This window comes from Streptomyces fildesensis, assembly GCF_016107395.1.
Lineage (GTDB): Bacteria > Actinomycetota > Actinomycetes > Streptomycetales > Streptomycetaceae > Actinacidiphila > Actinacidiphila fildesensis.
On sequence record NZ_JAAIKO010000061.1, the window covers coordinates 16,864 to 36,252 of the forward strand.

The 19,389-nt window shown below is 69.5% G+C and carries 14 protein-coding genes; 7 read left to right on the top strand and 7 right to left on the bottom strand.

The window, feature by feature from the left end; genetic code table 11:
* Positions 1 to 57: 57 nt before the first annotated feature.
* A complete protein-coding gene (locus C6N31_RS38995) occupies positions 58 to 2,754 on the bottom strand; it encodes a bifunctional acetate--CoA ligase family protein/GNAT family N-acetyltransferase (protein ID WP_198359348.1) in 2,697 nt (898 codons plus the stop codon).
* A 239-nt stretch (positions 2,755 to 2,993) separates the two neighbouring features.
* Here C6N31_RS38995 and pflB point away from each other — a divergent pair, with 239 nt between their 5' ends.
* The 4 genes from pflB to C6N31_RS39015 are packed head-to-tail and all read left to right on the top strand — an operon-like array spanning position 2,994 to position 7,194.
* Positions 2,994 to 5,255, top strand: coding sequence for a formate C-acetyltransferase (gene pflB / locus C6N31_RS39000; protein WP_198359350.1), 2,262 nt, complete (start codon positions 2,994 to 2,996; stop codon positions 5,253 to 5,255).
* The gene (gene pflA / locus C6N31_RS39005) at positions 5,252 to 5,980 is read left to right on the top strand and encodes a pyruvate formate-lyase-activating protein (protein ID WP_198359351.1); all 729 of its coding nucleotides are present in this window, start codon (positions 5,252 to 5,254) and stop codon (positions 5,978 to 5,980) included. The genes pflB and pflA overlap by 4 nt, the downstream gene beginning before the upstream one ends.
* A 59-nt stretch (positions 5,981 to 6,039) precedes the next feature.
* Positions 6,040 to 6,888, top strand: a complete 849-nt coding sequence (locus C6N31_RS39010; protein WP_198359353.1) for a universal stress protein — start codon at positions 6,040 to 6,042, stop codon at positions 6,886 to 6,888.
* Between the two features lie 60 nt (positions 6,889 to 6,948).
* Positions 6,949 to 7,194, top strand: a complete 246-nt coding sequence (locus tag C6N31_RS39015; RefSeq protein ID WP_198359354.1) for a hypothetical protein — start codon at positions 6,949 to 6,951, stop codon at positions 7,192 to 7,194.
* Between the two features lie 155 nt (positions 7,195 to 7,349).
* Here C6N31_RS39015 and C6N31_RS44625 read toward each other — a convergent pair whose 3' ends face one another.
* Positions 7,350 to 7,718, bottom strand: coding sequence for an MBL fold metallo-hydrolase RNA specificity domain-containing protein (locus C6N31_RS44625; RefSeq protein ID WP_232486193.1), 369 nt, complete (start codon positions 7,716 to 7,718; stop codon positions 7,350 to 7,352).
* A gap of 378 nt (positions 7,719 to 8,096) precedes the next feature.
* On the opposite strand from C6N31_RS44625, the gene C6N31_RS39025 reads away from it, so the two are divergent.
* On the top strand, positions 8,097 to 8,810 hold the full coding sequence (locus C6N31_RS39025; protein ID WP_269288641.1) for a response regulator transcription factor: 714 nt from the start codon (positions 8,097 to 8,099) through the stop codon (positions 8,808 to 8,810).
* Between the two features lie 33 nt (positions 8,811 to 8,843).
* On the opposite strand, the gene C6N31_RS39030 is transcribed toward C6N31_RS39025, so the two are convergent.
* Positions 8,844 to 11,063 carry a bifunctional polysaccharide deacetylase/glycosyltransferase family 2 protein gene (locus C6N31_RS39030; RefSeq protein WP_198359360.1) on the bottom strand — a complete coding sequence of 740 codons (2,220 nt, stop codon included), beginning with the start codon at positions 11,061 to 11,063 and terminating at the stop codon, positions 8,844 to 8,846.
* A 750-nt stretch (positions 11,064 to 11,813) separates the two neighbouring features.
* On the opposite strand from C6N31_RS39030, the gene C6N31_RS39035 reads away from it, so the two are divergent.
* Together C6N31_RS39035 and C6N31_RS39040 are read left to right on the top strand one after the other, a co-directional pair.
* Positions 11,814 to 12,236, top strand: a complete 423-nt coding sequence (locus C6N31_RS39035) for a hypothetical protein (protein ID WP_232486194.1) — start codon at positions 11,814 to 11,816, stop codon at positions 12,234 to 12,236.
* An 82-nt stretch (positions 12,237 to 12,318) separates the two neighbouring features.
* Positions 12,319 to 12,909: an RNA polymerase sigma factor gene (locus C6N31_RS39040; RefSeq protein ID WP_381589147.1), complete on the top strand. Its 591-nt coding sequence runs from the start codon at positions 12,319 to 12,321 to the stop codon at positions 12,907 to 12,909.
* Between the two features lie 810 nt (positions 12,910 to 13,719).
* Here C6N31_RS39040 and C6N31_RS39045 read toward each other — a convergent pair.
* The 4 genes from C6N31_RS39045 to C6N31_RS39060 all read right to left on the bottom strand — a co-directional run bounded on the left by C6N31_RS39045 (position 13,720) and on the right by C6N31_RS39060 (position 18,657).
* Positions 13,720 to 14,916, bottom strand: a complete 1,197-nt coding sequence (locus C6N31_RS39045) for a S53 family peptidase (RefSeq protein WP_138357810.1) — start codon at positions 14,914 to 14,916, stop codon at positions 13,720 to 13,722.
* Between the two features lie 203 nt (positions 14,917 to 15,119).
* Positions 15,120 to 16,022, bottom strand: coding sequence for a trypsin-like serine protease (locus C6N31_RS39050; protein WP_244809742.1), 903 nt, complete (start codon positions 16,020 to 16,022; stop codon positions 15,120 to 15,122).
* A 552-nt stretch (positions 16,023 to 16,574) separates the two neighbouring features.
* Entirely contained in the window at positions 16,575 to 17,579 is a 1,005-nt protein-coding gene (locus tag C6N31_RS39055) for a zinc metalloprotease (protein ID WP_138357809.1), read from the bottom strand.
* Between the two features lie 397 nt (positions 17,580 to 17,976).
* The gene (locus tag C6N31_RS39060) at positions 17,977 to 18,657 is read right to left on the bottom strand and encodes a hypothetical protein (RefSeq protein ID WP_138357808.1); all 681 of its coding nucleotides are present in this window, start codon (positions 18,655 to 18,657) and stop codon (positions 17,977 to 17,979) included.
* Between the last annotated feature and the right edge of the window lie 732 nt (positions 18,658 to 19,389).

Below are 19,389 nucleotides of genomic sequence, written 5' to 3' on the forward strand. Positions count from 1 at the left end.
TCGGGTGGTGCATCGTGTGGTGGGCGGTGCTCGCGGGTGGTGCGGGTCGGCTGTTCCTCAGCGGAGCCGGCGCAGATACGGGTCGTGCGTCTGCTGGGGGACCAGGCGGATACGGACGTCGAGGGCGGAGACGGCGTCCGGCCGTGCGAGCACCGGATTGAGGTCGGCCTCGACGAGTTGCGGCAGGTCGCCTGCCATCTTCGACAGCCGGTGCAGCAGCTGTTCGATCCCTTCCAGGTCGACCGGTCCGGCGCCGCGGTATCCGAACAGCAGCGGGGCGCAGCGCAGAGCGGTGATCAGTTCGTGTGTGTCGCGGTCGGTGAGCGGCGCGAGCCGGGCGGCGTTGTCGGCGAGCAGGTCGGTGGCGGTGCCGCCGAGGCCGAACAGCACCAACGGGCCGAAGACCTCGTCCTGTACCACTCCGGTGACCAGTTCGATGCCGCGTTCGGCCATGGGCTGGACGAGGACGCCGGTCATGGTGTCGCCGAAGCGGGCGGTGAAATCGCGGTGGGCGGCCCGCACCGCGAGCTCGCCCTCCAGGTCCAGCAGGACCGCTCCCTGGTCGCTCTTGTGCACCTGGCCGGGCCAGTAGGCCTTGAGAGCTACACGCTGACCCGGGCCGCCCAGGCGGTCCGCCGCGTCGACCGCTTCCTGTTCGTTCCGGGCCCAGGCATACGGCAGATGCGGTATGCCGTAGCAGTCGAGCAGTTCCGCACAGCCACGTGGGTCGAGCCAGCCGCCCTCGGGGTGTTCGGCGAGGAAGGAGCCGACCAGCGCGCGGGCGGCTTCCGGGTCGGTACCGGCGAGCTCGGGGACGGACCCGGCCGGTTGAGCCAGCCACCGGGCGCGGTCGGCCGCGTACGCCAGAGCCCTGGCGGCGGCCTGCGGGTCGGCGTAGGCCGGGACCCTGCCCCCGGCCGGGGCCTCCAGCAGGCGGACCCGTTCGCCCTGGTCGAGGAGGACCGCGGCGACCGTTCGGGAACGACGACCCGGGGCGGCGTGGGTGAGTGCCCGGATCGGATCGTCGCCGGTCGCCGCGGCCAGTGCGGTGGGTACCAGGGCGACGAGGACCGCGTCGACCGCGCCGTGCGCGGTGAGCCGGTCGATGCAGTCGCCCAGTTCCCGTTCCCCCACGGCGGCGGTGGCGTCCACGGGATTGGTGGCGGATGCGCCTTCGGGAAGCAACCGGAGCAGTTGGGTGATCAGATCCACGGGCAGTTCGGGGACGGTCAGTCCCGCTTCCGCGCAGGCATCGGCGGCGAGCACGGCCGCGCCGCCCGCGTTGGACACGATGGCCACCCGGCCGCCCGCGGGAAGTGGCTGGGACTTCAGGAGGGCCGCGGTGTCGAGGAGTTCGCCGATGGTACGGGTGGCGGTGATGCCGGCCTGGCGGAACAGCGCCTGCCGCGTCATCGTGGGGGTCGCGGCCGCCGCGGTGTGCGAGGCGGCGGCGCGCCGGCCCGCCGCGGACCGGCCCGCGTCGACGGTCAGGACCGGCATCCTGCGGGCGACCCGGCGGGCGGTCCGCGAGAACGCCCGGGGATTACCGAACGATTCCACGTGCAGCAGGGCCAGGTCGGTGCGGCCGTCGCCCTCCCACCACTGCAGGAGGTCATTGGCGCTGACGTCGTACTTGTCGCCGAGGGAGGCGAAGCTCGACACACCGATCCCGAGCCGGGCCAGCCCGCTGAGCAGGGCGATTCCGACACCGCCGGACTGTACGGCCACTCCCGCGGATCCGGTCCGCGGACGGTCGGCGGCAAAGGTGGCGTCTAGCCGGACCTCGTCCTCGGTGTTCGCGATGCCCAGGCAGTTCGGGCCGACCAACCGCATGCCGTAGCGGCGGCAGGCGCTGAGCAGACCGGCCGACTGGTGGACGTCCAGGCCGGAGGTGAGCACGACCAGCGCCCGCACGCCACTCGTTCCGCACTGCTCGGCGGTCTCCGGTACGACGTGCGCGGGTACGGCGAGCACCGCGAGGTCCGGCGGGTGGGGGAGAGCGGTCACCGTCGGATAGCAGGGAACGCGCAGGATGGCATGGGCGTGGGGATTGACCGCGAAGAGCCGGCCGGGATACCCGGCGTCACGGATGTTCTTCAGGACGGCCCGCCCGACCGATCCGGCCTTGGTTCCGGCACCGACCACGGCGATGGAGCGCGGTCGCAACAGCGGTTGCAGGCTCGCGGTGTCCGCGGTCCGGCCGCGCTCGTCGACCGCTGCGAGATAGTCCTCGTCCGGGTCGAGTTGGATCGTGCAGTGCACCTCCGTGCCGGCGAAGCGGCGGGCGGTGTTCAGGCCCAGGTCGGCGAAGACCTTCAGGACCAGGTGATTCTCCGACAGCGCGTCCGCGGTGAAGGACGTGATGCCGTCCTTGCGGGCAGCATGCACGAGGTGCTCCAGGAGCAGGGTTCCAGCCCCGCAGTGATGGAACGCGTCAGCTACCGCAAAGGCGATCTCGGCGGAGCCGGGATCGGGACCGATCTCGTACTCGGCGATCCCCACGATCTGGTCGTCGCGGACGGCGATCAGCGCGCAGTGACCGCTCCGGGGGCCGGAACAGGCCCGCTCGGTGGCCTGTGGCCCCGACAGACGGCTCACGCCGAAGAACCGCAGGCGCATGTTCTGCGCCGACATCCCCTCGTACAGCCGCAGCAGCTGGTCACGGTCCTCGGGGCCTGCGGGACGGATCTCGACCGTCCTGCCGTCGGTAAGCAACGCGTGGACCTTCTCGGTGCGGTGCGCGGTGTGCGTCATGGCGGACCTCTCTCCCCTGGAACGTTCCTGACTCCACGATCCGTCCGTACCGGGGGCGGACCACAGGGGCTGACCGGGCCCGTGCGGGACCGTTCGGCCCTGTTCCGCACCCGGCCCGGGCTGGGGGCCGAACGTCCCGCACCAGGGCCGAACCGCCCCTCGCCCAGGCCACCGTGCCGGTGCGACGGTTCAGTGACGGACAGTGTTGCGGTCACCGGATACGGAAGAGGCGACGAGCCATGACGCAGGCCACTCGGAAGGACACCCGGCCTCCCACCGATCCATGGCGGGGCTTCGCCGGAATCTGCTGGCACCGGAAGATCGACGTGCGCGCCTTCATCCAGGACAACTACACGCCGTACGAGGGCGACGCCGCCTTCCTCACCGGCCCGACGGAACGGACCCAGGCCGTGTGGGACATCGTGTCCGAGTTGCGCGCCGAGGAGCGCCGCAAGGGCGTCCTGGACGTCGACGCCGCCACGCCGTCGACCATCACCGCGCACGGACCCGGCTGGATCGACAAGGACCGTGAGCTCATCGTCGGTCTGCAGACGGACGCGCCGCTCAAGCGGGCGATCATGCCCAACGGCGGGCTGCGGATGGTGGAGAACGGGCTGCGCGCCTACGGCTACGAACCGGACCCGTTCGTCTCCCGGGTCTTCGGCACCTACCGCAAGACGCACAACCAGGGCGTCTTCGACGCCTATACGCAGGAGATGCGCCAGGCCCGCAAGGCCGGGATCATCACCGGGCTGCCGGACGCCTACGGCCGTGGCCGGATCATCGGCGACTACCGCCGGGTCGCTCTCTACGGCACGACCCACCTCATCGAGGCCAAGCACGCCGAGTGCGACCTGCTGGACACGCAGCCGTCCACCGCCGAGGTGATCCGCGACCGCGAGGAGCTCGCCGAGCAGATCCGCGCCCTGGCCGAACTGGAGGAGATGGCCGCCTCGTACGGCTGCGTCGTCTCCCGTCCGGCCGCCACCGCGCACGAAGCCGTCCAGTGGCTTTACCTGGGCTTCCTGGCCGCGGTAAAGGAACAGAACGGCGCGGCGATGTCACTGGGCCGTTCCTCGACGTTCCTCGACGTCTATCTCGCCCGCGACCTCGAGGAAGGGCGTATCGACGAGACCCGCGCCCAGGAACTGATCGACGACTTCGTGATCAAGCTACGGATCGTGCGTTTCCTGCGCACCCCGGAGTACGACGAACTGTTCTCCGGCGATCCCACCTGGGTCACCGAGTCCCTGGGCGGCATCGGACAGGACGGCCGGACTCTGGTCACCCGCACCTCTTTCCGGTTCCTGCAGACCCTGTACAACCTGGAGCCCGCACCGGAGCCGAACCTCACCGTGCTGTGGTCGCCCCGCCTGCCCGAAGGCTTCAAGACTTTCTGCGCACAGGTCTCGATCGACACCAGCGCCCTGCAGTACGAGTCGGACGATCTGCTGCGCCCGCGGACCGGGGACGACACGGCGATCGCCTGCTGCGTGTCGGCGATGGCGGTGGGCCGGCAGATGCAGTTCTTCGGCGCCAGGGTCAACCTCGCCAAGGCCCTGCTCTACGCGATCAACGGCGGCCGGGACGAGATGACCGGAGAACAGATCGCCCCTGCCACGGAACCACTGGCCGGCGACCACCTGGACTACCAGGAGCTGAACACCGCCTACGACCATGTTCTGGACTGGCTGGCGGCGACCTACGTCAACGCCCTCAACGTCATCCACTACATGCACGACAAGTACGCCTACGAGCGGCTGGAGATGGCCCTGCACGACCACCCCGTCCACCGCACACTGGCCTGCGGAATCGCCGGGCTGTCGGTGGCCGCAGACAGCCTGTCCGCGGCGAAGCACGCCCGGGTGAAGGTGATCCGGGACGACACCGGCCTCGCGGTCGACTACGTGGTCGAGGGCGAATACCCCGCCTTCGGGAACAACGACGACCGCGTCGACGAGATCGCGGTGGACCTGGTGCGCCGGTTCATGGCCAAGGTGCGTGAGCACCCGGCCTACCGGAATGCGGAGCACACCCAGTCGGTGCTGACGATCACGTCCAACGTGGTCTACGGCAAACACACCGGCAACACCCCCGACGGCCGCCGTGCCGGGCAGCCCTTCGCACCCGGAGCCAACCCGATGAACGGTCGCGACCGCCACGGCATGGCCGTCTCCGCGCTGTCCGTCGCCAAGATCCCCTACGACCAGGCCCGTGACGGCATCTCCCTGACCTCGACGATCACGCCCGAAGGCCTCGGCCACCACCCGGGCGAACGCGCCGCCAACCTGGTCGGGATCCTGGACGGCTACATGGCCGCCGGCGGCTTCCACCTGAACGTCAACGTCCTGGACCGGGCCACTCTGGAAGACGCCATGGAGCACCCGGACGACTACCCGGCACTGACCATCCGGGTCTCCGGTTACGCCGTCAACTTCGTCCGGCTCACGCGCGAGCAGCAGCTCGACGTGATCAGCCGCACCTTCCACGGCCGGTTGTGAACACCGGCCGCGTCCACTCCTGGGACCTGTCCACCGGCGTGGACGGTCCCGGGACCCGCTTCGTACTGTTCCTCAGCGGCTGCCCGCTGCGCTGCCTGTACTGCGCGAACCCGGACACCTGGCACATGCGGGACGGGCAGGAGATGACCGTCGACGCCGTGATGGCCGAGATCGAGAAGTACCGCACCTTCATCACCGCGGCCGGCGGGGGAGTGACGATCACCGGCGGCGAGCCGCTGCTGCAACCCGCCTTCACCGCCGAGGTGTTCCACCGCTGCAAGGAACTCGGCCTGCACACCACCCTGGACACCTCGGGCTTCCTCGGCAGCCGCGCCACGGACGATCTGCTCGCCGACACGAATCTGGTCCTGCTGGACATCAAAGCCTTCGACGTCGCTGCCTACCGCAGCCTGACGGGCGCCGGCCTCGCGCCGACCCTGACGTTCGCCACCAGGCTGAGCCGGCACGGGGTGCCGGTCCGCATCCGCTACGTCCTGGTTCCCGGCCGGACCGACGACGAATCCGCCATCGACGGCCTGGCGGCTTTCGTCGCGGGACTGGGCAATGTCGAGTGCGTCGATGTCCTGCCCTTCCACAAGCTGGGCGCCGCCAAGTACGAAGCCCTGGACATCCCTTTCCCGCTACGTGACACCCCAACGCCGTCGCCCGACCTTGTGGACCGTGTGCGAGGCCAGTTCCGGGATCACGGCGTGCGCGCGTTCTAGCGCACCGGGGAGCGCGGCGGCGAACCGCCGAACTCACGAAACCCAAGGAGGAGAGAACCATGACCGCTCGACACGTGGTCGTCGGCGTCGACGGCTCAGTCGTCGCCGTACGAGCCCTGGACGAGGCCGCGGCAGAAGCCGTCAGGCTGGGAACGGATCTGGAGATCGTGTTCGCCGTCACCGACATCGATGAGGCGGGGCCGACCCTGAAGTCCGCCGTTGAACGGGTGCGTGAGCGGCACCCTGGTCTGCCGGTCAGCACCGTACCGGTGGTCGGGGATGCGGCCGAGGCGTTGCTGCGCAGGGGCCGTGTTGCTGCTCTGACCGTGGTCGGATCTCGCGGGTTGCCAGGTTTCGCGGGCCTGGTGCTCGGATCGGTGAGTCTGCGTCTGGCCGCACGCACGCTGAGCCCGCTCCTCGTCGTGCGGGGGGACCAGGTTTCGCGACCGGACGGCCCCGGCCCCGGCGGTGAGGTGCTGCTGGGCATCGAAAGCGACAACGACACCGACGCAGCGGCCTACGCCTTCGCCGAGGCCGCGCGCCGCGGATCACCCCTGCGCGTCCTGCACGCCTGGACCTATCGTCATCTGGCACCCGTCGGTCTTGCACCGGTCCCCACCCGGCGCGTTCAGGACGACATCGACCGTCGTTCACAGAACGAGACCGCCGTGCCCGAACGCGTCGTGACATCGCTGCGCGATCAGTATCCCGAGGTCCCGGTACGGACCCGCGCAGTCCGCTCCGGGGCGGCGCACGCACTGCTGGAGGCAACGGGCAACGCCGCTGTCATCGTGGTGGCCGCACACCGGCGCCAGGGCCGGCTGGGCCCTCAACTCGGCCCGGTCACCACAGCCTTACTGCACCACGCCCGCTGCCCGGTCATCCTCGTTCCGATGGGGCCGGAGTAAGAGCCGAACGGTCCCACCCCGGGACGTTCGGCCCCGGGCACCACCGGTACTGAGCGGCCGATGCTGGCGGAAGAGCGGCTGCGAGCGACAGCTGCCGATGAGGAGATGGCCATCGTGGAGACGACGCTGACGACCGATTTCTGGACACTGTTCGTCCTGCTGTTACTGGCCGCGCTGGCTGTGATCGCTGTCATGACGGTCGTATCGGAGACGCTCCTCGACAAGGTGAGCCGCCTCTGGGCGGCGGTGCGGACCCGCCGCTACACCCAGGGCAGACATCACCAGCTGCATCACGGACATCGCTGATGATTCGGGTGAGGTGTTGGAGCGACAAGCCCGCCCACAAAGCCACAGGATCCGAGAGACCGTCCGCAGGCGCGGGCGGTCTCTCTGTTTCGCCTGGGCGAGAAGCGCCAACCCGCCCTCGAAGGACCCGGCCGTGGCGGGTCCTTCCCGCACGGTCAGCGGACCAGAACGGCCTCCCCTGGCTTGGGTACGACGGTCGTCCAGCCCAATTCGTGGTCGATCCGGTCCCGGAGCGACGCGGCCGCGGACTCCTCGCCGTCGACCAGGTAGGTGGTGTGCGGGGGCGGGGCTCCGCGCAGCCAGTCGATGATCTGTCCGGCATCGGCGTGGGCGGAGAAGTACGGCACGTCGGCGACCTCCGCCCGTACGGGGATGTACTCGCCGAACATCTTGAGGGCGGGAACGCCGTCCACCAGGTCGCGGGCCCGGGTGCCGGCGGCCGCGAAGCCGACGATGACGACGGCGTTGCGGGGGTCGGGCAGGAGCCGGTGCAGGTGGTGCAGGACACGGCCTCCCGTGGCCATGCCGGCCGAGGACGATGACGGCGGGACCGCTGGTGTTGTTGTCGATGGACTCCTGGACGGCGCGGGCCGCCAGGAACGGCTCGGGACTGATCGCGGCCTCGCCCTGGGCGAGGATCTCGGGCCGCAACTCGGGGGAGCCGGAGCACAGGGCGTCCCGGTAGACGTCCAGGGCGGCCAGCGCCATGGGGCTGTCGACGTAGACGGGGACGGAGGAAGGCAGGATTCCGTCCCGGCGCAGATCGGCGAGCTCGTGGAGGACGATCTCGGTGCGATCGATCGCGAAGGCGGGGACGACGACGGTGGCCGGATCCGATCGTTCCAGTCGAGGATCGGCTCCCGGCGCGGGTGGACCTCGCGGCTGGCAGAGTGGACCATTCGGTGGGAACCTCGGAACAGGCTGGCGAGATCCGGGTCGTCGTGGCCGACCGGCGCCGCTCGGTCGCTGAGGTCCTTGCGCTGGGGCTGCGACAGGTGGGAATGGTCGGCAGTGCGGTAACCGGGATGAAGGCGGCCTGCCGAGCAGCGGGGGATGACCGCGCGGACGTGGTCGTGGCGGACATCGGCCCGTTGGCCTCGCCCGGCCTGGCTGTGGCCGTGTCGCCGTGGCCGGGCCGGCTGGCCGTGCCCCTCATCGTGCTCAGCGACGGCACCAGGGCCGACGATCTCGCCTGTGCCGCGATCCGTTCCGGTGTTCGCGGCTGGGTTTCCAAGGACAGCTCCATGCAGCATCTGCTCGCCGTCATCAGGGGTGTGCAGCGCGGCGAGACCTGGATTCCGCCGCCCCTGCTCACCCGGGTGCTCGCTGAACTGGTGACCATGCGTGATGGGATGGAGGAGGACACCGGGCGTTTGGCGAACCTCACCGCTCGCGAGCGCGAGGTGCTGGGTTGCCTCTCCGCCGGGATGAGTCGATCGGAGATCGGGCGGCGCCTCTTCCTGTCGACGAACACGGTACGCACGCACGTGCAGAATCTGATGATCAAACTCGACGTCCACTCCTCGGTTGCCGCCGTGGCACTGGCCCACCGGGCCAGCATGCCGAACTCGTTGCCGGTACCGGAGGAGGATCCGGGAGAACGACGCCGGGCCTGAGACGCGATCCGCAACTCGTTGTGGACGGCCGCCCTATGACGAAGGCGCCGCGCGCGTGGAGGAATCGGTCACGCCGGAGGCCGCGGGCGAGCCATGTGGTGAGGGCTCGGGTACGTGCAGGCTGCCGTAACGCTCCATCCGCTGCCAGCGCAGCCGCGATCCCGCGATCGCGGTCGCCACCGACTGGATGACGACGAGGTACATCAACTGCCGGTAGACGAACTGCTGCAGAGGCAGACTCCACAGCGCCCCCGGTCGTTCGTCGTCCAGGCGGAAGGCGTACAGAGCCATTGCGGTCTGCAGCGCGAGGAAGCCGAGCCAGAGGGCCAGGATGCGTTGAGGGTCCAGGAAGATCAGGCCGTAGACAGCGAAGATGTCGACGACGGGGGCGAGCAGGGGCAGCAGAACCTGGAAGAGCAACAGATACATCAGACCGCGGCGGCCCAGCTTGCCCGCCGCCCGGGTCTGCACCAGGGCGCCGCGGTGCTTCCACATTGCTTGCAGGGTGCCGTAGCACCAGCGGTAGCGCTGCCGCCAGAGCGCACGCAGGGAGGCCGGCGCCTCGGTCCAGGCGATGGCGTCCTCCTGGTACACCACCCGCCAGCCCTCGCGGCACAGGGCCATGGTGAGGTCCGTGTCCTCGGCGAGGGTGTCCTCACTGACACCGCCGATGCGCAGGAGCGCGGAGCGGCGGAACGCGCCGACGGCTCCTGGAACGGTTGGCATGCATTCGGCGAGGTCGAACAGGCGGCGGTCGAGGTTGAAGCCGACGACGTACTCGATGTGCTGCCAGCGGCCGAGCAGTCCGCCGCGGTTGATCACCTTCGCGTTGCCGGAGACCGCTCCGATCCGGGAGTCGGCGAACGGCTGCACCAGCATGCGGGCGGCATCAGGTTCGAAGACGGTGTCGCCGTCGACCATGACCAGGAGCTCGTGTGAGGCGGCAGCGATTCCGGTGTTGAGGGCTGCCGGCTTGCCGGCGTTCTGCTGCCGGATGACCCGCACATAGGGAAGGCGGAGCGACTCCACGAGGTCGGCGGTGCCGTCGGTGGAGCCGTCGTCGACCACGATGATCTCGACGGGATGGTCGGAGGCGAGCAACGAGCGGACCGCGGCCTCGATGCCCGCGCTCTCGTTGTAGGCGGGCACGATGATGCTGACGGGTGCGGTGACCGGTCGCCCCCAGCCGGTGCCCCGTAGCCGGACGTGCCGCCGGGCGGCGATGAGCACGGCGATGGCGCGCAGCACGGCGAGCGCGCCTGCCGCGTACAGCAGCCAGCCGAGCAAGGTCAGCGCCCAGGCGCTGCCGTCCAGCGCCCCGATGAGACCGACGCCCAGCCAGTGGTCCTTGCCGGCGGCGGGGTTCATGACTTGCGGGATCCCGACGGCGTCGCCGACCGTGGTCACGGTGAATCCACGGGCCGCCATCAGGGGGAGCAGACGGTCGAGGGCGGCCACGCTCTGGGACCGGTCGCCGCCGGCATCGTGCATGAGCAGAATCCGGCCGGCGCTTCCGTGCGGTGTGGCGTTGGTGACGATCCGGTCGACGCCGGGGCGCTGCCAGTCCTCGCTGTCCTGCGTGGTCAGTACGGTCAGATAGCCGGCGTCGCCGGCCGCCAGGACCGTGTCCCAGTCCCGGTCGTTGAGCGCCTCGTTGACCGAGGAGTAGGGGGGCCGCAGCAGTGAGCTGGTGTGTCCGGTGGCGCCGGCCAGGGCGAGTTGGGCTTCGCGCAATTCGAGGGTGCGCTGCCAGCCCGGGATCGACCCGAGGTCGGCGTGGGTGAAGGTGTGAATGCCGATCTGGTGCCCCTCGGCGAGGATGCGCCGAACCAGCGCCGGGTGGGCGGCGACCTGGGTGCCCACGACGAAGAACGTGGCATGGACGTGGTTGCGGCGCAGCACGTCCAGGATCTTCGGCGTCCAGGTCGGGTCGGGGCCGTCGTCGAACGTGAGGGCGATGGTGTGCGCCCGAGGGCGAGCGGTGCGGGCCGGTACGGCCGCGCTGTCGATCACCGGGCCGCCATGAGCGACGGCAGCGGGTACGCGTTCCGCGGCACCGCCGTCAGCGCGGGCCGCGTCGTCACTGATACCGAACATGTGCTGGGTGTAGCCCTGGATGAGGAGTGCGGCGCAGAGTGTGAGGATCAGGACCGTCAGCAGCAGCCAGTGGGTGCGCAGCGGTGTGGCGCGGACAACGCCGCGGCGTCCCCGGCGTCTTCGTGAGCGGGTGGAAGCGGCGGAGGCGTGCGTCATGTCGGGGTGCTCTCTTCGCGGCGGTGAAGGGATTCCGGAGTTACCTGGATTCCAGAGTTATCCGTGGCCGCGGCCGGTATGGGTGGGGACGGGATGCGTGGCCGTGCTCTTGCCGTGGCTCACTGTGGCGGTGGGGGTCGCCGCTGTCCGGGGGGCACTGGGAGATACGCCTGACGAAGGCGACGTGCCCGGGGTTATGGCCATGGCAGGCGGAGCGGTCGTGGACCCGTGGGACGAGCCGGTGCCCGGCGTGCGGGATTCCGTGCCGGTGGCCGGTTTGCCGCCTGCCGCGGTTGTGGCGTCCGGTCCTGGGCTCGAGACGCCGGCCGGGTGGTTGCCGGCCTCGGGCAGTGGAAGGTACGGAGAGGAAACGGTCGGCCCGCCGAGGGCGGCACTCAGCAGCAGTGCGACGTACCCAACGGCTGGTATGACCAGGAATCTCCCGACGCGCCGAACTCGACGCTGCCGACGTCCGGAAGCGTCGAGAAACACCGGCCGAGTGGCGGCATGGCTGTGCCTGGCGTGGCGCGCGGGGACGTCGACCGTCGTCGTATCGGTACCGGATGTGGGGTGCACGGTCGCGCACCATACAAGGCGCGGTGGCTTGTTGACGAGGGTCTGCATATTTCGGATATATGCCGTTGCGGTGACCGGAGTGCTCTGCTCGGTGTGACGTTTTCGCGGTGTGATGCGCCCCCCGTATGAGCCGCGCGAACCGTGCGCGAGGCAGAGCCCGACCAACGGAGGGACATGATGGAGAATCCCGTGCGAAACCCGCCGGTGACCGTACTCGGTCCCCGCCTCGCAGCCGACATCGTGGCGATTGTGCGGGAAGGGTCCAGGATCCGGCTGGATTACTCGCCGCAGAGTCTGGCGCTGGTGGACCGGGCCATCGAGGGCATTCGACGGGAGAATCCGCCCGCCCAGGCGGTGACCCGAACGCTCCTGGGCTTCGGTGCCTACACCGGAGAGGTGCTGGTACGCGGGGCGAGAGCCGGCTGGGTGGACTTCGATGCCCACCAGCGCGATACATTCGGGCAGCCCTTCGGGATCCGGACTCCTGACGGGCGGGTATGGAATCCGCTGGGCAAGGCGGTCAAGCGGTTCGAGAACGGACCGCAGCACAGCTTGCGTCTCTTCTATCTCGCGGTGGTGGGCCAGGCACAGGTGTGACGCCCGCCCTACCGCGAGTCGGAGGACGTCCTTCGGCGGATGAAGATGTTGCACGGTGTCGGCGAGCGCGAAGAGGATTGCAGTGGGCAAGGCGGAGGTGCGCCGACGCAGCAGGATGGATGACGGGGAGCTGGGCGATGCCGTCGCTCAGGCCCGCGGTGGCGACGAAGCCGCCTTCGGCATCGTCTACCGCGAGATCCATCCCATGCTTCTGGGATACCTGCGCGGCCTGGTCGGTGAGGATGCCGAGGACATCGCGTCGGAGGCCTGGCACGACATCGTCCGCGACTTCGGCGCGTTCCGCGGCGACGGAGAGCGCTTCCGGGGTTGGGCGGCGGTCATAGCCCGGCACCGCGCCCTGGACCACCTGCGAAGGATCAGGGTCCGCCCCCGCACGTCCGGGTTCGACGAGCGAACCAAAGAGCCCTTGACCTTGCAGGACACGGAGGGCGTGGCCCTGGAGAATCTGTCCACCGAGCGCGCGCTGACCCTGATCGCCGAACTGCCCCAGGAGCAGGCCGAAGCCGTGCTGCTGCGAGTGGTGCTCGGGCTCAATGGGCCGATGGCGGCGAAGGTCCTGGGCAAGCGCCCGGGTGCGGTGCGAACCGCGTCCCACCGGGGTCTGAAATACCTGTCGGAGCGCCTCAACGGCGCTGGGAGAAATGACGAATGAACGACTTCCGAGAACACGATGGATGGCTGGACGCGGCCGTCGCAGAGCGGCTGCTCAGCGGACAGGACATCGCGGAAGCCGACAGCCGGGCAGCCGACCTCACCCGGCTTCTCACGGTGGCGGCGAAGCCGCTCCCTGTGGACAGCGCGCGCGAACATGCGGCACTGGCGGCCTTCCGGCAAGCCCGGGACAGCCCCGTTGGGCGTGGCCTTCGGCGCCGAACCTTCAGGTCGCGGCCCGTCAAGGTCCTGGCTGGAGGCATAGCCGCGGTCTTCGTGCTCGGCGGGGTGGCCATCGCGGCGCAGACCGGGAACCTTCCCCTGCCGTTCCACCCCGGTGCCGCCACCTCAGGTCCTGTGCCGTCCACTGCCACTGTCCCCGGCAATCACGGCGCCGTAGCCCCCCACCCGAGCGGCACCCCCAGCTCTTCCGCGGCCACCGGCTCGTCCCACACGCCTGTGCCACCCGCGCAACCCTCCTTGCCTGCAGCGGTCACTTCTCCGGCACCGGCGGGCCAGGACGTGAAGGGACTGTGCGAGAAGTACGTCCAAGCGACAGATCGCGGTCAGTCCCTGGAGTCTCGCTCCGGGGCCCGGCTCGAGCAGGCGGCCGGCGGAAAGAGCGAAGTCGACGCCTACTGTGCACGGCTGCTCGGTAGGGCCGCTGCTCATGGCAAGTCCCCAGCCTCGCCGACGCCACCGTCCTCTCGACCGACCGGGCCGCCCACCCCTCGGAGGTGACCGGGCGGACGACCGGGCCGGAGGGTGTGGAGACCCTCCGGCCCGGAGCGATACTGACTGGCTGAGAGGTTCAGAAGGCGCCGATGCCGTTGGGGGTGCCCAGGCCGGTGGGGCCGTCCCAGCCGGTACGGGCGTTGCACCACTGAACGGTCGGGCACGTGCCGTTGCTTCCGGAGGTGACGTCCCACAGCGAGGCGGAGTGGGTGTAGGGGTAGTTGTTGTCGATCGAGCCTGTGTTGCCGGCGAGCGCGTACACCGAGCCGATGACCGGGGCGGAGACGCTGGTGCCGCCGAAGACCATCCAGCCGGAACTACCCTGGTAGGCGGTGCTGTCATAGACCGCGACACCGGTGGAGGGGTTGGCGACCGCGGAGACGTCGGCCTCGGCCCGCTTGGCGCAGCCGGTGCCGAATGAGGCGGCTCCGGTGAGTGCGGTGTTGTAGGCGGAGCAGCCGCTGCCCGCGCCACTCCAGGCGGTCTCGGTCCAGCCGCGCGCGTTGGAGGCGGTGTTGAGGGTGGTGCCGCCGACGGCGGTTACATAATGCGAGGAAGCCGGGTAGCTCGCACCGTATCCGCTGTCGCCGGAGCTGGCCGTGACGGCTATGCCCGGGTGGTTGTAGTAGGTCCCGTAGTTGGCGTCCGAGGCGTCGGAGCCGCCGTAGCTGTTGCTGATCGCCACGACGCCGGGAGTTGCGGCGGCGCGGTTCACGGCCGCACCCAGGTTGGCGAAGGACGCGGACTTGGCTTCGACGAGCAGGATGTGGCAGTTCGGGCAGATGGCGGACACCATGTCGATGTCGAGGGAGATCTCCTGGGCCCAACCACCGTCCTTGCGGGGGTAGGCGGTGCCACCGTTCTGATCGATCTTCTTGAAGCAGCCGTTGGCGGTGGTGCAGGCCGGAAGTCCGAACTGGCTGCGGTAGACCGCGAGATCGGCCTCGGCGGTCGGGTCGTCGTAGGCATCGACGATCGCCACTGTGCGGCCCGCACCAGCCGTTGCTGACGGTAGCGCGTAGGCCGCCTGGAGGCTGGCGGGCCCATACCCTGACGGGGTGGCGTTGGGCGATATCGTCTTGGCCGGGGCGATGTCGGTTCGGAGGATCGCCTTGCAGGAGGCGAAGCCGGCCTGGGCGGTGGCACAGGAATGGGCCGTGGCCTGTGCGGGCAGCGCCACGGTCTGCGAGGCTTGGGCGGTGCCAAGGACCATGAGCGGGATTGCCGCCATGGCCATGACACCTACGCCGACGAGCCTTGCGCGGAGTTGCATGTCGTTCTCCTCGGATAGTGGTCGAACGGGTTCTCGACCTCGGCAGGCGATCGGCTCCTTGTCGGGGAGATCGTGTCTGCCGCCGTCTGGCGCTCTTTGATGACTGCCTCCGCGTCACAGCCAGGAGGAAGGCTGTGTCCGCCGTGAGCCCCGGCAGGGATCGGCTGCTGAGGCGATGGGCTGTGGGGCCGAAGAAGCCGCTGTCAGGGGAGAGTGGCGAACGAGGCCAGGAACGCCCGGGCGGCGGGGGAGTCGAGCCGGTAGGCGACATTGGTCGCGTAGCACGGTGAGTCGCCGGTGATTGTTGTCGCTGCCAGCACGAGCCTGCCGCCGAGAACGGCGAAGTTCGGGCCGCCGGAGTCGCCGTAGCAGGCACCGCCGTTGCCCTGTGGTTCCGTCATCGCCAGGCGGACCCAGGACGGATTGAGAGCGTCGAAGGTGACGGGTGCTTTCATGCGGACGCCGCCACCGGGATGCGACTGTCCGCCCGGACCGCGGGCCGCCTCTTCGGTGCCGTAACCGGCCACCACGAACGCGGTGGAGTGCAATCGCCGGGACCCCAGAGCGCTCAACTCCCCGGCGCCGGGCAGTGTGGCAGGGGTGAACGACCACCGGGCGGCCATCGAGACGGCCGGTACCTGGATCACGGCGATGTCGTGCGGGTCGGAGGACGGGCCGGGATAGGCCGGGTCTGTGTGGGCGGTGCCTTCGATCCCCACGGCTGTGGCGACGGCCGACGGGTTGCCGGGGTGGGCCCTGGCGGCGGAATCGAGAGCGGACTGCACGTCCTGATCGAGGGAGACAAAGAACTGCACGCCCGCGGGCCAGTCCGTGGTGCAGTGTCCCGCCGTGACGAACGTGTCGCGATCCACCATCGTGCCGGAGCACACCCAGTCCACTCTGTCGGGCGTCTCGGGATCCGCGTCGTCGTCCCACTGCGCGATCAGCGCCCCGACTTCGGTCCGCTCCGGCGCGGGCGTCGCGTTGTACGAGTTGATGGCGGCGGCGGGGAGCGCCGCGGCGAAGACCATCCCCGCGGCGGTGGCAAGGGCAGCCGCACTTGCGCCGTAACGTCGCAGTGCGGTCGCCGTGTTCCAGAACGTCACGATCAGCTCCCTCAGGGCAGCCGCCGGCACCCCGGCGGCATCACAGACCACGCGTACCGAACTCCGCCGGACCCCGTCCGACGACTCCGTCAACCCAGCCGGCTGAGAGTTGCCGGCCGGTTGGACGCGTGCAGTGTGATGGTCTTCGAGGACCAGCGCAAGGTGCCACATAAAACCTGCCAAAAGCCGCGCATGCCCCGCCAATTGGGTATTCCCACCAAGCGCGGCGGCGCACGGTCGATCCCACGAGCGCGTTCCGTTGCCGGGGGTGCTGGGAGGTCATCCGCGCGAGAGTGCGCCGCTCGGCATAGGCGTTCCCACCTCCATCGCCGGCAGACCTCACGCAACCGTGAATTCGCCGCACAGCGGTTTGCTGGGCCTTCCGACCTCACGGGAGTCGACGCTAATGGGGTGCTTCGGGTCGGTTCGTAGGCGGGCTGACGGGCACGGGCGCTGGAAGGACCAGCTCGGGGCTTCATCCCCCGGGCTGGTCCTTCGCGCTGCTACTTCGCGGTTGTTTCCTGGCAGTGGGTCGGGTGCGTGCGGAGGTCGTCAGCCGGCGCGGTAGGCGGTCCAGGAGTCGGTCATGCGCTGCACCTGGCCCGCGGTGAACTGGTACATGCAGGGGTCGTAGGTGTAGTCCATGAAGTTGTGGATGGGGTCGGCGCCGGGCTTGTTCGCGCAGGTGTCGCGGCCCGTCGGACACTGATAGGCGGCACTCTTCTCCGCCGGGGTGTCGGAGACGTAGTCGCCGTTGCCGTTACAGCCGCCCTGGAAGGTGTGGTAGAGCCCGAACCAGTGGCCGACCTCGTGGGTGGCGGTATCGCCCTCGTTGTAGTTGGTGGCCGAGCCGCCGGGCAGGGAGGTGTCGAGGATGACGACACCGTCGTCCTTGGGGTTGGACTTGTAGGAGCTGGGGAACGTCGCCCAGCCGAGCAGGCTCTGGCCGAGGCTGGCCGTGTAGAGATTGAGGGCGTTGGCGCCGCCCTTGCGCAGGGTTGTCTTCATGGATTTCTCGGCTGACGAGCCGGGTGTGAGGCCGTTGTACCAGCCGGCGTTGTCGGTGTAGTCCGTGCCGGCGAGTGAGAACTGGAACGGAGTCGCCGCGTTGCCGGTGCCCTGGCCGCTGTAGGCGGCGTTGAGGACCGACATCTGTCGGCTGATGTCGGTCGAGGAGAGGTTGCCGGCAGCACCGCTGTGGATGACGTGGACGTAGACCGGGACGGTGGTGGCGGCCAGGGCAGCCGGGGCGAGATTGCGGCCTTGGGCGCGCAGAGCGGTGACGCGCTGTTGAAGCGCTGTGTCCATGGCCTTGGCCTGGGCGTCGGTCAGTTCAGCTGGCTCGTGCCCGGTGGCGCCTTTCATCTTGCGGGCGGCGGCGTCGCTCTGGTTGTCCGTCGAACAAGCCGTGGCGGCGGCCGGGTGAGCGGCAGCAGCTGTCACCGTGCCGGCTACGCCGGGCAGCGGCAGCAGCGCAAGGGCACCGATCGCGGCAGCGGCACCGAGCAGACGGTTGTTGGACGGGTGGAGACGGGGGGAGCGGGGCAGGCGGCGCATGGGCACTCCTCGCTGCGAACTCGGCGGGGAGGAACTTCCTCTCCGCCGCGGGGAGGCTATGGCCACTTGTCATGTCTGCGGCAGATCCGAACTGGCCGAGTCGATTGTGCGGGCAAATCGGGCGCGGATCGCAAGAAGTGCGGCGTGGGGCCGGTTGCCGTGTCCCGATACGGGTGCCAGTGCGCAGCATGCGGCCCGCCGATTGATGTTCCGTTAACAGGCCAGGGCAGCCGAATTAACGAGCCACGGTGACTGAAAATGGTGTTTCATCGACCCGAAAACCGGTACGCGGCCTGCCGGGCAGGGTGGGCGGCAGCGGCGGACGCCATGGGAGGGCCTGTCCGTGTACTCGGACAGGCCCTCCCATGCGCGCAGCTAGCTGCCCGTTGGTCCGAGGTCAGTTGTGCTGTCCCTTGCGACGGCGCATCGCGAGGGCCGTGCCGCCGCCGAGCAGCAGCACGGCAGCGAAGGTCAGGCCGCCGACGGAAGCGCCGGTCGACGCAAGGGTGCCGTCACCAGTGGTGTCGGAGGCGGTGGGGGAGGCGGCGGGGGAGCCCGTGGTCGGAGCCGAGGTCGGGGCCTGGGTCCCGGAGGAGGGCGACGTGCTCGGACTTCCCGAACCGGTGGGAGTGCCCGTGGGAGTGCCGGTGGACCCCGGTCCGCCCGACGTGCCGCTCTCCTCGCAGTTGGTCCAGAAGACCTTGTGCTTGGCTTTGCCGTGCTCCCCGTTGAAGTTCCAGATGAGCTTGTAGTGGCCGTTCGGCAGGCTCAGGTCCCCGGTGCGTCCGTGGCCTTTGCTGTCGAGGGTGATTGCTCCGGTCTTCGCCTCTTGGTTCTTGCCGGTGGGCGGTATTTCGACGATCTTCCAGTCGGCCTGCTGCAGGCCGTCGAAGAAGAACGCGTCGAGGTAGAAGGCGCAGACGTGAGGCTCGTTCTTGACGAGATCCTCGCCGGTCTTGGCATCGTGGATCTTGATGGTGCCGTTGTCGCCGGGGGCGGCGGCGAAGGCGCCCGGGGCAAGCAGCAGGGAAGCTGCAGCGACCGCGGTCGCTGCAGCTGCCAGGTGAAGAGTGCGCATGGGCATACCAACCTGAAGGTGGGGTGGAGCGGGGGGAGATGGCCAGAATGGGCGCACTCGATCCGTGCGTCAAGGAGAATGGCGCCAGGTATATCCCGTTACAGCGCCCATGTCCTGATCGTCAACGGTAACGATCCAGCCATGGCGGAATGGTGTGGTCCGGACCATCTCATCGGTGCCGTCTCCCACAGCCGACTGGGCGCTGGGCAGGGGCGGGTTGGCATTCCGCGATGTCGTGGACAGTGGTTCCAGTTCGTTCGGTGGGTCCCGGTCTCTCCTTGTTGGCAGACGGTAGCGTGTAGCGCCCATTCGTGCCGACCTTGGCAACCTGACACTCCGTAAAAGAGGGCACTCGCCCCCTGCGCGGGACGCCACACGCCCAAGCTGGGCCCGCGCCTTCGAGTGTTCCCAAGGGCACCCATCCTCACGGCACGTAAAACCGCCCGCCTGCGCACCCTCCAGCCACTCACCGAAGAGCACGGCGGCCGGTAGGCCGCACATTCCCGTCGACGAACTGCACGCCCTGCGCTCCGAGGCCGTCACGGACCCTTCCCTGCCCGGCCGGGGACTTTCTGCGTTGGGCCGGTGCCGCGGGCGCGACCGTGGCACCGGCCGGCTCCGGCATGCTCCTGCCCCCGAGCACCCTGCGTCGCCTCGGCGCCAAGTGGCCGTACGGGGGTCACGTCCGGGGTGGTGGTGTATGGGTTCCACCTGATCAGGGGGTTTGCGCCT